Origin of the sequence: Stanieria cyanosphaera PCC 7437 (genome assembly GCF_000317575.1) — a bacterium.
Taxonomy (GTDB): Bacteria; Cyanobacteriota; Cyanobacteriia; order Cyanobacteriales; family Xenococcaceae; genus Stanieria; species Stanieria cyanosphaera.
This window is the reverse complement of record NC_019748.1, coordinates 3,876,400-3,888,657: the sequence shown is the minus strand read 5'-3', so window position 1 is coordinate 3,888,657 and position 12,258 is coordinate 3,876,400. Positions and strand designations below refer to the sequence as shown.

11 protein-coding genes are annotated in these 12,258 nt (G+C 36.2%); 4 read left to right on the top strand and 7 right to left on the bottom strand.

Annotated features, from left to right (window positions below):
• Nucleotides 1-36: 36 nt before the first annotated feature.
• Both pyrF and tyrS read right to left on the bottom strand, forming a co-directional pair.
• Nucleotides 37-732: an orotidine-5'-phosphate decarboxylase gene (gene pyrF / locus STA7437_RS16870; protein ID WP_015194600.1), complete on the bottom strand. Its 696-nt coding sequence runs from the start codon at nt 730-732 to the stop codon at nt 37-39.
• 3 nt (nt 733-735) lie between these two features.
• Entirely contained in the window at nt 736-1,962 is a 1,227-nt protein-coding gene (tyrS, locus tag STA7437_RS16865) for a tyrosine--tRNA ligase (protein WP_015194599.1), read from the bottom strand.
• A gap of 233 nt (nt 1,963-2,195) precedes the next feature.
• Here tyrS and STA7437_RS16860 point away from each other — a divergent pair, with 233 nt between their 5' ends.
• Entirely contained in the window at nt 2,196-3,026 is an 831-nt protein-coding gene (locus STA7437_RS16860) for a class I SAM-dependent methyltransferase (protein ID WP_015194598.1), read from the top strand.
• A 53-nt stretch (nt 3,027-3,079) separates the two neighbouring features.
• On the opposite strand, the gene STA7437_RS16855 is transcribed toward STA7437_RS16860, so the two are convergent.
• From STA7437_RS16855 to STA7437_RS16835, 5 genes are all read right to left on the bottom strand, one after another.
• Entirely contained in the window at nt 3,080-3,535 is a 456-nt protein-coding gene (locus STA7437_RS16855; RefSeq protein ID WP_015194597.1) for a divergent PAP2 family protein, read from the bottom strand.
• A gap of 55 nt (nt 3,536-3,590) precedes the next feature.
• Nucleotides 3,591-4,553, bottom strand: a complete 963-nt coding sequence (gene crtE, locus STA7437_RS16850; protein WP_015194596.1) for a geranylgeranyl diphosphate synthase CrtE — start codon at nt 4,551-4,553, stop codon at nt 3,591-3,593.
• Nucleotides 4,554-4,637: 84 nt separating this feature from the next.
• Entirely contained in the window at nt 4,638-6,185 is a 1,548-nt protein-coding gene (locus STA7437_RS16845) for a tetratricopeptide repeat protein (RefSeq protein WP_015194595.1), read from the bottom strand.
• 121 nt (nt 6,186-6,306) lie between these two features.
• Complete coding sequence (locus tag STA7437_RS16840) at nt 6,307-7,899, bottom strand: iron uptake porin (protein WP_015194594.1); 1,593 nt, start codon at nt 7,897-7,899, stop codon at nt 6,307-6,309.
• 602 nt (nt 7,900-8,501) lie between these two features.
• Nucleotides 8,502-9,890 carry a cobyrinate a,c-diamide synthase gene (locus STA7437_RS16835; RefSeq protein ID WP_015194593.1) on the bottom strand — a complete coding sequence of 463 codons (1,389 nt, stop codon included), beginning with the start codon at nt 9,888-9,890 and terminating at the stop codon, nt 8,502-8,504.
• Nucleotides 9,891-9,968: 78 nt separating this feature from the next.
• Between STA7437_RS16835 and STA7437_RS16830 the strand changes: the two genes are divergently transcribed.
• The 3 genes from STA7437_RS16830 to STA7437_RS16820 all read left to right on the top strand — a co-directional run bounded on the left by STA7437_RS16830 (nt 9,969) and on the right by STA7437_RS16820 (nt 12,242).
• The gene (locus STA7437_RS16830) at nt 9,969-11,204 is read left to right on the top strand and encodes a response regulator (RefSeq protein WP_015194592.1); all 1,236 of its coding nucleotides are present in this window, start codon (nt 9,969-9,971) and stop codon (nt 11,202-11,204) included.
• A gap of 85 nt (nt 11,205-11,289) precedes the next feature.
• Entirely contained in the window at nt 11,290-11,655 is a 366-nt protein-coding gene (locus STA7437_RS16825; RefSeq protein ID WP_015194591.1) for a response regulator, read from the top strand.
• 110 nt (nt 11,656-11,765) lie between these two features.
• Complete coding sequence (locus tag STA7437_RS16820) at nt 11,766-12,242, top strand: chemotaxis protein CheW (RefSeq protein ID WP_015194590.1); 477 nt, start codon at nt 11,766-11,768, stop codon at nt 12,240-12,242.
• Nucleotides 12,243-12,258: the final 16 nt, after the last annotated feature.

Here is a 12,258-nt window from a genome sequence, read left to right as displayed (position 1 = left end):
AGGTTGTTTGATTAATTTTTGGATAGAAGTAACATATTACGTCTCTATTTCAGTGCAAATTCTTTCCCAAGCTTCCACTGGGTTTTCAGCAGCCGTAATTGGACGACCAATAACTAAATAATCTGCACCAGCTTTAATTGCTTCTAAAGGAGTCATTACCCGACTTTGATCCCCTGCTTTTGCCCAACTGGGACGTACTCCAGGACATACTAATAAAAAGTCCTTGCCACAAACTTCTCGCAATTGGGAAACTTCTTGAGGAGAACATACTGCCCCATCAATCCCTGATTCTTGAGCTAAAATCGCCATTTGTAAGGCGTATTCTGGTAATTCTAAAGGTATTTTGAGGTCAAAAGCTAATTCTCTAGAACTAAAACTAGTTAAGACTGTAATTGCTAATAATTTCGGTGGTTTTTCCGCAGTATTAATTGCTTCAACCGCAGCTTGTAAAGCTTTTTTGCCAGCAGTCGCATGAAGAGTTAATAAATCTACTTCGTATTGACTTGCCGAACGACAAGCACCTGCTACTGTATTGGGAATATCATGGAATTTGAGATCGAGGAAAATTTGTTTTTGTTGATATTTTAAAAACTTTAAAATATCACTACCCGTTGCGACAAATAGTTCTAAGCCAACTTTCCAAAAGCTAACCTGGGGTAATTTTTCCACAAGAGCGATCGCGTCCGCTAAATTAGAGACATCTAAAGGAACAATAATTTTATTTTTAGTCATTAGTTAATCAATTAAGCGAATAAATTTCTTCTTACCTACTTGTAAAACTTTTCCTGTTAATTCTTCAGCAGCATTGAAAGTCAGATTAACATCCGAAATGCGATCGCCTTCTAAGCGAACTGCACCACCTTGTATTTGTCTTCTGCCTTCGCCACTACTTTGACACAAACCACTTGCACCCAAAATATAAAACAATTTGGCAGGAAATTCTACTTGAGAGAGAGAATATTCGGGTACGCTGTCGCCTATTGTGGTATTACCTTGTAAAACAATCTGTTCAGCAGTTTTTTGGGCATCTTTAGCTGCTTCTAACCCATGAAATTGAGATACTACTTCAATTGCTAACAGCTTTTGGCATTCTCTAGGATTGTCTGGTAATTGATTTAAGTCTAAATTGGTCAGTAATTCAAAGTAATCTTTTAAAAGATTATCAGGCGTTTTTTCTAACTTAGAATACATCGAAAGCGCATCTTCCCTTAATCCCACATAGTTATTCAGAGACTTGGACATCTTTTGCGTTCCATCAGTTCCCAGTAAAATTGGCAATAACAAACCGAATTGAGTTCTTTTACCAAAATGTCTCTGTAAATCTCGCCCTACTGCAATATTAAACTTTTGATCAGTTCCTCCTAACTCCACATCTGCTTCTACCGCTACAGAGTCGTAACCTTGCATCAGAGGATAGAGAAATTCGTGCAGGAAAATCGGTTTTTCTTGGCTATAACGTTCGGCAAAACCTTCTTTAGCCAACATTTGTCCTACAGTCATTGTAGCTAGTAATTCCTGAATTTGAACAAGATTTAACTTACCCAACCATTCTGAGTTGTAGCGAATTTCCAATCTATCAGGCGTATCAAAATCTAAAATCGGACGTAGTTGTTCTAAATAAGTTTGGGCATTTTGTTTCACTTCTTCCGTAGTAAGCTGACGACGTACCTCAGATTTTCCTGTTGGATCGCCAATTTGAGCGGTAAAATCCCCAATAATTACCACCGCCGTATGTCCTGCATCTTGAAACGCGCGTAACTTACGAAATGGGATACTGTGACCAAGATGGATATCTGTACCCGTCGGATCTATTCCTAGTTTAATCCGTAAATGGCGATCGCTTTTGAGAATGCGTTGAATCAAATTTTCATCCGCATCCTCAGAATTTGGTTGATTAGGAAAAATTTCACTTGTCCCCCGCGATAACCATTCAAAATTTGACTCTGAAACTGAAGCAGACATGACTGATTTACAATTAGATTAATTATTGCAGCCTGACTATTATCTAAGTAGAGGATAAGGATTGTAAAGCAGGAGAACAAAAAGCTATCTTAAACTAGAAATATTTTTCTGTTCTTACAGATCATTCCATATTGTAATTTGTTTTGCTGGATTGAGCCTTTTTTCTAAAGATTGAAAGCTCTTTTACTAGTCTGGTAAAAAAAATTTGAAAATTTATACTTAAAAAACAATAAATGACTGAAAATCATTTAAATCCTTGGTTTTTAGAATTTACCAAAGAAAACCTTAAACAAAGAAAAAGTTGGTATTCATCAGTAGCAGAAGCTTACAATCAAGTTAGACCTGGTTATAGTCAGGAAATAATTGCTAGTGCCATAAAATTAGCTCATCTCAATCCTGAAACAACTAAGATTTTAGAAATAGGATGTGGACCTGGTAATGCAACTGTAGCCTTTGCTAAACTAGGTTTTTCAATGATATGTCTCGAACCCAATCAAGATTTTTGTCAGTTAGCAAGACAAAATTGTCACAATTATCCCCAGGTAGAAATTATCAACACTTCCCTTGAAGAATGGCAACTTATACCTGAAAAATTCGATGCAGTTTTAGCAGCTAATTCTTGGCATTGGCTTCCTCCAGAAATTAGCTACGATAAAGCAAGCCAATCTTTAAAAGATCGTGGTCATTTAATTTTGTTATGGAATATGAATCCTGAACCTTCTGAGGAAATCTCTCAGTTATTAGCAGAAGTTTATCAACAATATGCACCATTATTGTTTAAATATGAAGGCAAAGAAAATCAAAAATATTTAAATATATTTGCCGATCATGTCCTTAATTCAGGCAAATTTGGCGAATTAGTAACCCAACAGTTTCCTTGCGAAGCTAATTACAGCATTGATCATTATTTAACTCTTCTAAATACGATGTCACCTTATTTAAATTTAGAACCCCAGATTAAAAATGATTTATTTACAGGATTGAAAGAAAAAATAATCAATAATTGCGGTGATAATCTGCAACTTTTCTATCTTTCTGCCTGTCAAGTTGCTCGTACAATTTAGCTCAATTTGGCTCAATCATTCATTCTAAGCAGTTTTAAAATCCTCAAACTTCATCACATTCCTCGAAAAGATAGTATAGAAATACTAATTCCTAAAATTAAACCTACTAAAACTTGAAAAGGTGTATGTCCGAGCAGTTCTTTTAACCGTTCTTCATTGACATTGTGACCTTCTTGAAAAATTTCATCCACAATTTGATTAAGAAGTTTTGCTTGTTTCCCTGCTGCTTGGCGAACTCCTGCTGCATCATACATCACAATCACCGCAAACAGACAAGCGATCGCAAATTCTGGAGAAGACCATCCCATTGTTTTGCCAATGCTGGTTGCCAAAGCCCCGACCAAAGCAGAATGCGCGCTTGGCATTCCTCCTGTCGTTACCAAATAACGAAAATTGACTTTACGATTTCTAATTAATTCAATAATCAGTTTAAATCCTTGAGCCGTAAAACAAGCCAGGATAGCAACCAAAAGAATCTGATTATGAAAAATGTCAGTCACTTCCTGCATGATTTGTTTCTTATTGCCTCAACAACATTAGTAGTAATCTTAATCAATAGTAATTTTAATTGTTGCGGGTAACAATAAATCGTGCGATCGCTTCTAAAGGTTTGGCTTTGTTTCCGTAAGGTTTTAATTGGGCGATGGCTTCATTAATTAATTTTTCAGCTTGATGTTGAGATTTTTCGATACCCCACAAACTAGGATAAGTTGCTTTTTGTGCTTGTAAATCTTTACCAGCAGTTTTGCCTAATTGCTCATCTGTAGCTGTAATATCAAGAATATCATCAATAATTTGAAAGGCTAACCCAATATTTTGAGCATACTTAGATAATCTTGCTAAATCTTCTTCTGATGCTCCTGATAAAATTGCTCCAGATACAACTGAAGCTTCTAACAAAGCACCAGTTTTATGAGTGTGAATAAAGGTAAGTGTCTCGGCGGAAATATCGCTTTTGCCTTCAGATTCTAAGTCTAAAACCTGACCACCTACTAAACCTTCTGCACCAACAGTTCTACCCAAACGAGCGATTACTTTGACAATGCGTTCTGCTGGTACGTTTTTAGTCTGAGTAGCTACGTATTCAAAAGCATAAGCAAGCAGTCCATCTCCAGCGAGAATCGCAATATCTTCGCCATAAACTTTATGATTAGTCAATTTACCTCGACGATAATCGTCATTATCCATAGCAGGTAAATCATCATGAATCAAAGACATGGTGTGAATCATCTCTAAAGCACAAGCGGTAGGAATCGCCATTTCATTACTACCTCCAGTAAGCTCGCAAGTAGCTAAACAAAGAATAGGACGCAACCGCTTACCGCCAGCTAGAAGGGAATAGCGCATCGCTTCATAAATCTTTGCTGGTTGATTAATAGGGAGAGAACTATCTAAAGCTTGTTCAACCAAAATTTTTTGTTGTTTCAGATAACTATTTAGGTCGAAGGTACTCCGCGAGTCTGCTTCGACTTCATCAAATACAGGTGTTTGTTCCTGTTCTACTAATTTTTCGTCCGTCTGTACCATGTCTTTGATCTTTATTAATCAACCTGTTCTCATTATTACCTGATGTGTCACTTTAACCAATAAAAAATCCTAATTTTAGGCTCATCAGAAACGATCTGGAGGGATAAAAGGTTCTGGTTGAAAATGCGGCTCGCCACCAAAATTACGATAAAACCAGACACTTATTTCTCGCGCAGCTTGGAGTTGTTTTAATGCTTTATGGCGAGAGGTTCGCTCCCGATGGTCGCGAGCGCCCAAGTAATGATGAGTTGTTTGTTGTCCCGTACGTTCAATTTCACTAAAAAGATAGTAGATTTTTTGAGAGAGAACACCAGAATAAACTAAACGACTAAGTAATTCTAATTGAGACTCACTAACCAGAGAATACAGTTGAACTTTACTGACTACAGATTGAGCGAGCAATTGTGCAAATTGTTTGACAGTAATTATACAAGTAACTGGATCGCTGAGATAGTATTGTTCGGCTAAAATCGCTAAAGTCAGTAATTCTGGTGCAATAGTTTCTAAAAAAGCAAAATTGCAAGAATTTGCTTCCTGAGGTTGAGAACTACCTGAGTTGAATTTCTGCAAACTAGCTAATGTTTTTTGATAATTTTGCCAATCAGCCTTCAGGACAAATTTACTAGCTGCTGTTTGCCAATCTGCGATCGCTTTGGCTATTTCTTCTTGATGAGCATAAGCTTGAGCGCGACTCACATAGACGTGAGGATTGTCTGGATTAATTGCGATTGCTCGATCAAAATCTGCGATCGCAGCTTCATAATTACCCATTGCGCTACGGACATTACCTCGCCCGATACAACTAACTTCATCTTGGGGATTGATTGTTAATGCTTGCTCAAAATCAGCTAACGCACCAACAATATCTCCTAATTGATACCGTAATTGTCCACGATGACGACGAGCAATTAATTGTTGAGGCTCAATTTGTAAAGCTTGATTAAGATCAGCGATCGCTCCTTGGCGGTCACCAATTTTACTTTTGATCATGCCTCGACAACAATAAGCTCTAGCATCTTGAGCATCTGCTTTAATCACCCAATTTAAATCTTCAATCGCACCCATCGGATTTCCTTCTGCTTTTTGCAAAATCTGAGTAAACATTTCTTCCTGAGAAGGGAAAACATTCAACGATGAAGATTGAGAAGCAGAAAGTTCAATTGAAGAAGACTGTAATTGCTTAATTTTGTCCAAACAAATCCGACAATTATTAACATCCTTAGCTTCCAGATATAAATTAGCAGCTTGTTTAAAACTAGTAATTGCCAGTTCTTTCATCGCCATTTTCTGCTCAATCTTACCTTTAAGAAAATAAGCAGAAGCATACTTAGGATTAGCTAAAATCGCTGCTTCAACGTCCTCTTTTGCCCCTATAAAATTCTGTAACTGAAAACGAACTAAAGCACGAGCATAATAAACATCTGCCAGTCGGTAACCCCGTGAAATAGCTTCAGTATAATCAAAAACCGCCTGATGAAAATTAGTTAGACGATCATAAGCCAATCCTCGACGAAAATAAGCCTCTGCTAAATAGGGATTAAGTCGAATCACTTGATCAAAATCTGCGATCGCACCTTGATAGTTCTGTTGACGAGCTTTTTCTTTGCCTTGTTGAAGTAAAGATTGTTCCACAACCAGATCTCAATAACTTGTTAATTTCACTTTATCTTGATCGCAATATTTGTTTTCTGTTTCCTAATCAAAAAAAAAACCCCACCTAGAAGGCGAGGTTAGGAATTAATTAAATTTAAATTTAGAAAGTAAACGTAGTTCTCAAAGTACCGATAAATCTATCATCTTCATCGTTAATTCCTTGGTCAGCATTTTGTAACCAAATTACACCAGGAGTAATCGAGATGTTATCGTTGATTTGATATTTGTAGAAAGCTTCTACATGAATTGGAGTTTTATTACTAGCAGCATCTCCTAAATAAGGTGGTGTACCTGCAAAGAGTCCCAAAACATTACCTTCTTTCCCAAAATCAGGTAAAGCAATACCAGCACCCCAAGTCCAAACTTCACCATCATCGAGATCAGCATCCTGAACGTTGACATCTTGATAGGCAAAGTAACTACTAAGATTAATTCCATCGGAAACTTTCCAGGTAGCTTGTGCGCCAAAGGTATTAGTAGTTTTTTGAACTCCATCTAAATTAGCTAAGGTAGTACCAACAATATTGCCAAAGGTAGGTGTACCATCGTTATAACCTCTGACATAAGTAGCACCAAGGTTAATAGAATCACTCAAAGCAACATTAAGTTGGGCTAAAGCACCAAAATCACCGTTAAATAAACCAGCCCCTTCTGAAGGATTTCCTGCTTCTCCTGCTAAGTAACCTAGGGTTATGGTACTAGGGCCGACAAGATTATCTAACAAACCAAATTTGAAACTTACGCCAGCACCAGAACCCGCACCGATTCTATAAATTGGACTTTCGGAAGCAAAGGTCGATAAAGCACCATTACCACCATCGTAGTCTTCAAAGTAAGGATTGAGGGTTGGAACGTAATCGCTGTGAATACCACCAAAAGCAGCAGTATAAACATCTAATTGAGTTTTTTCGCCTAATTCAATTGGGAAGTAGTAAGCCAACCAATCAACACTGACATTATTAGAATTCTCTTCGTCGTTGTTAAGGTTAAATGTCTGAGTGCTAGTAGGGCCTAATAAAGTATCTAAATTACCTCCAGCTAAACGAGTGACTAATTTATCTTTACCAGTAAAACTAGTATTAAAGTTTAAACGAAAGCGATCGCCTAAAACTGTTTGATTATCATCATTGTCTCCAAAAGAGTCAGTTATAGCGAAAATTACTTCTCCTGATAATTTAGTAGTAGTAGAGAATTGATTATCTTCTAAGAAAGCAGTGCGACTTTCTAAATCGTCTACTCTTCCGCCTAAAGTAGCGAGTTCAGTTTGGAATTCTTCGGTTAATCTTGAAAGAGTTTCAATATCTTCTCTGGCTACAGATTCAGATGAAGCAATCAAACGTTCAATTTGATTTAAACAGCTATTTAAACCGGCAGCAAATTCGTAACGAGATAAGGCTTGATTCCCTCTAAAAGTTTGATTAGGATATCCAGCAATACAGCCATAACGATCTACTAAAGAACGAAGTGCTTCATAAGCCCAATCTGTAGGAGAAACATCTCGCAGTTGATTGACGTTAGTAACTTGTTTAAGAGAGTCTCTTTGTCCTTCTTGGGAATAGATTTCTAATTGATTTAATACTTTATTTTCTTGATCTGAAGGAATTTCTGTTGCATTCGCAGTAGCTGGAATTAAAATAGCAACAGCAAGATAGGCTGGATTAACCAACCAAGACCACGCGCTTAGTTTTAACATTTATTTCTCACACCTCGTGTCGATGTTTAAATAGAGCGTTGTTCATTACCATATAACGTTCTATTTATCTATATTGTAAGATACAAAAAATCTATGTAGCGTAGTTGTATGCCAATAATTTTTCTGGTTTCAGCCTGGAACAAATCACAGCTTTTTTGAAAAAGGTTAACTATAAAAAGCTATTTCATTGGGTTGATCAAAGCTATTCCCTATTAAATAAATGATGACTAGTGTACAGAAGTAATATGTTACGTCTAGTTACTGATAACTGAATAACTGGTCACTAAAAAAAACTATCCGCCCCCACGGAAGACAGTTTTAAGTAAACAGCAATGAACTGAATTACTTTTTATGCCTAATTGTGAGAGCGGTCTAGCTAGGATCTTCTAGTTGAAACCAGACTGCCGGAAGGAACTCCAGCAGCATTGCTATAAATTAACCTCCGTAGAGGATTTAAGCGACTGCTAGAGAACAGCCCCGGCACACAGCCGGCTATCTTCAACTAGGAGACCCATCATCTTACTACTATCGATCATGGGCATCACCTCCTTTTGTCCCTAAACGGTAATTGTTGATGAATGACTTACTGATGTTTATCGTAGCTAATTCTTTTGATTTGAGCAACATTGAATAAAATTTTGTGCCAAAAATTTATTTTCACCAAAATGTAGATGAAGGTAGGAAGCATGAAGTTGAAAGATTTTGAAGCCTTCCATTACTCTTTGGTTTTGAGAATGATAGCCTCGAAGATGCCAAAGAGGTTCAGCAGCAGAAGAAGTAATTTGAGAACGATGAAATTCATGTCCTTCAATAGTCTGGTTTTTGAAGATTAAAGGACTATCTTGTAAAGCTGTAGCTTGACGATATCCTAGAATAAGGCGATCGCTCATAATTGTATGACTAGGAATTATCCCAACCATTTGCCAAGCTTTTTGCTCAAAATCAATCAATTGCTGGCATAAATACATTAAACCACCACATTCAGCATAGGTGGGAAGTCCAGATTTAATTGCTTGGTGTACTTGTTGAATAATTATTTGATTGGCTGATAGTTGTTCGGCAAAGACTTCAGGAAAACCTCCACCAAAATAAAAACCTTGAATATCTTTCGGTAAGTTTTCATCTTCTAGTGGACTCCAAAAGATTAATTCTGCACCTAATTGACTCAGAATATCAAAATTGTCTTGGTAATAAAAATTAAAAGCGCGATCGCGTGCTACGGCAATTTTAGCTTTAGGAGAGAGAGGAAGGGGAGAAGAGGGGAGGGGAACAGAGGCAGAGGGGGAGAGTAAAAGTAATAAATGATGCCAGTTAAAGCTGGTTTTAGCAAGATGGGCTAATCGATCAAAGATTTGATTGAGTTGTTGCAATTCCTCAGTGGGAATTAAGCCTAAATGTCGATCAGGAATAGTAATTTGGTCTTGTCTTCTGACAACTCCTAAAATTGGTATGGAGATCGCAGTTAAAGCTTGTTTCAATAATTCTAAATGGCGATCGCTTGCAACTCGATTTAAGATTACTCCTGCAATTTTGAGTTTTGGATCGAGAGTGCGATAACCATGCACAATTGCTGCGATCGAAGTTGATAAGCGAGAACAATCTAAAACTAATAGTATAGGTAAATCTAATAATCTCGCGATATGTGCAGTACTACCATAATCATTAAATCTCCATTTCTCCTCTGCCCCATTTCCCCTCTGCTTCCTTGCAATACCATCAAATAAACCCATCACCCCTTCAACGACAACATAATCTGCATCCTGACAGTGACGAGTAAAACAAGATTGAACATAGGTTTCTGAAGTTAAAATCGGATCGAGATTGCGCGAAGGTTTACCTGTTACTGCTTGATGAAACATTGGATCTATATAATCTGGTCCAACTTTAAACGCTTGAATTTTTTTTCCTGGTTGCGATAAATAAGCAAGCATAGCCAAAGTAATTGTGGTTTTACCTACGCCAGAGCGATCGCCAGCTATCACTACAGTCATAAAACTTTCTTGTTCAAGGTAATTTGATCGGGTTTTTGGGAATTATATAAATCGAATCAGTAATTTTGATAAGCATCCATGACTTCTAATCTTGCGAATACTTTTCAGATCTTAAAAAAAGCTTCTGAAAGACAATGGTCTGGTTGTCTAGTAGTTTCTCAACCTAAAGACCATTCAGTTAATTGGCAGCTTTATTTAAATAATGGAGAATTACAATATGCTACAAGTGCAACTGGGCAAGCAGAAAGATTAAGTTATCTATGGCAGCAATTTCAACCTAATTTAAATCTACCTGAATTAACGCTCAAAAATTCGGAATATCAACAAGTATGTAATTACTTAGCTCAACAAAACTTACCTCAATCAGAATTACAACAATTCTTACTCAATTGTAGTCAAGAAGCTTTAGTTCACGTTTTAAGTTTTAAACAAGCAGAAGTTGAACTTATCGCTAATCAACTAATTAACGATGCTATTACTAATTTTTCTTGGCTAGACTTAGCGACCAAAGCTAAACAATTTATTCTCGGCTGGCAAGAAGTACTTGATTATTGTGATTCACCCTTTAATCGTATTTATTTAGACCACAAAAGTACATTTAATTTTTATAAAATTTGGAAAAAAAATGCTGAAAATAGCGAACAAAATCATTTAATTAATTTTGGTAAATTATCTACTATTGTTGATTTATTATTACAGAAGAATTCTCTTTATCAATTGTCCTTAAAACTTGAGATAGAACCGTTACATTTAATCAAGCTTTTACAACCCTTTATTAAAGAGAAATTAATTGAAATCTTACCCTGGCAAGAGCAAACAACTAAAACAGTAGAAAAAGTTGCTCCTGACAATGCCAATAATTCTTCTCAGTTAAATAGTATAAAAATCGAACCTCAAATCAATCAAAAACAACCATCAGAAGTTGCTACTTCGCAACGTCAACTAATTGCTTGTATTGATGATAGTAACACTGTCCAAAAACAAGTAAAAATGATTCTTGAGTCGGTAGGTTATGACGTAATTGGAATCACGGAATCTGCTAATGCTCTTAGAGGTTTATCTCGTCAACAGCCGGTCTTGATCTTAATGGATATTAATATGCCCGATATTAATGGCTATGATTTGTGCAGTATGTTGCGTCGTTCTCAGAAGTTTCAAGAAATTCCTATCATTATGTTGACAGGAAGAGACGGTATTATTGATCGCATGAGAGCAAAATTCGTTGGTGCAACTAATTATTTAACCAAGCCTTTCCAACCAGATCAGTTAATCGCACTAGTTCAAGAATTATCTTTACCCACAACTTCTATTTAATTGAGTTGCTTATTGTTATTTTAAGTCAAGTTTAGGGAACTATATATCTGAGAAAAAGTAAAGTTATTTTCGGGAAGAGATTTTGATGAAAACGATATTAGTGGTAGAAGATACTCAGTCTGAAAGACAAATGATTTCAGCTTTATTGTCTCACGCAGGATTTAATGTAGTTGTTACCGAAAACGCTGAAGCTGGATGGAATTGGTTAACTAGTAATGCTCCTCCTAATTTAATTTTGCTCGATATTATTATGCCTGGAGAGAGTGGTTTAGATTTGTGTCGTAAAATTCGGTCTGAAGAAAAGTTAGCACAAATTCCCATTTTATTTTGTAGTTCTAAGTCCGAAGATTTTGACCGTTTCTGGGCTTTACGTCAAGGAGGAAATGAGTACATTACTAAACCATATGTTCCTCAACAACTAATTGAAATGGTAACACAACACGCTCATTAAAATTTCAGTTGTTTATCTTAGTAGGGCGTTAATTCTTAATGTTGATTGGTTTTAATTAACTAATCATTTAAGATGCGTCCTGCTGTTTATAAAATTTCAGCCAAAATTTAATGATTCAAAATTATTTCAGTGTTAGTCTTTCAACACCTTGGAAAGTTGCTTTGCCATTAACCGATGTTGAAACGGTAATTAAGCTTGAACCTACAGAAATTGCTATTATTCCTGGAATCGCTCAGTTTTGGTATGGAGTAACTAATTATCGAGGGAATTTACTTTGGGTTTTAGATACAGAAGAATTTTTTAAAATAAATTCCTTTCAAGTTAATTCTCTAGAAAAATTAACTGCAGTAGTCTTAACCACTAAAATCGAAGGAATCACTAAAAAAGTAGCTTTTACAGCAAAAGGATTGGAAGGAGTCATTTCAATTAAATTAGATAGTTTGTCTATCTTATCAACTCAAACTAAATCCCAATTTAGTAATTCATTTGTTAGTCAATTTCAAGAAAACGATATTTTATTTTATTTATTAGATGTTCAACAGTTATTTAAAGAATTATCCCAAAAATCCGAACTGCTTCCAGTCTAATTAAACTATCAATTAT